The 270-nt window shown below is 36.7% G+C and carries 1 protein-coding gene; it reads left to right on the top strand.

All coding sequences use genetic code 11. The features are described 5' to 3' along the window. A partial coding sequence (locus tag R2R70_RS20445; RefSeq protein ID WP_410978969.1) for a glutamine amidotransferase-related protein occupies positions 1-270 on the top strand: 270 nt, incomplete at both ends.

Below are 270 nucleotides of genomic sequence, written 5' to 3'. Positions count from 1 at the left end.
AGCCTTTGGAGGAACAATTATTCGTGCAGAAAACATTATGCATGGGAAAATTTCTACGTTAAATTACGAGCAAAAAGGATTGTTTGAACATTTGAATGGTGAGATTGAAGTTATGCGTTATCATTCATTAGTCATCGAGCCTACAACACTTCACGAGGATTTTGACATTGTTGCGACATCCGCTGATGATGGGGAAATTATGGCTATTCAACATAAACTATATCCAGTATTTGGATTGCAGTTTCATCCAGAATCAATTGGAACTGAAAC

It is taken from the genome of Cobetia sp. SIMBA_158 (genome assembly GCF_046566945.1).
In the GTDB taxonomy this organism is placed as follows: Bacteria; Pseudomonadota; Gammaproteobacteria; order Pseudomonadales; family Halomonadaceae; genus Cobetia; species Cobetia amphilecti.
The sequence above is the reverse complement of the archived record's forward strand: the minus strand, read 5'-3'. Positions and strand labels throughout refer to the sequence as shown.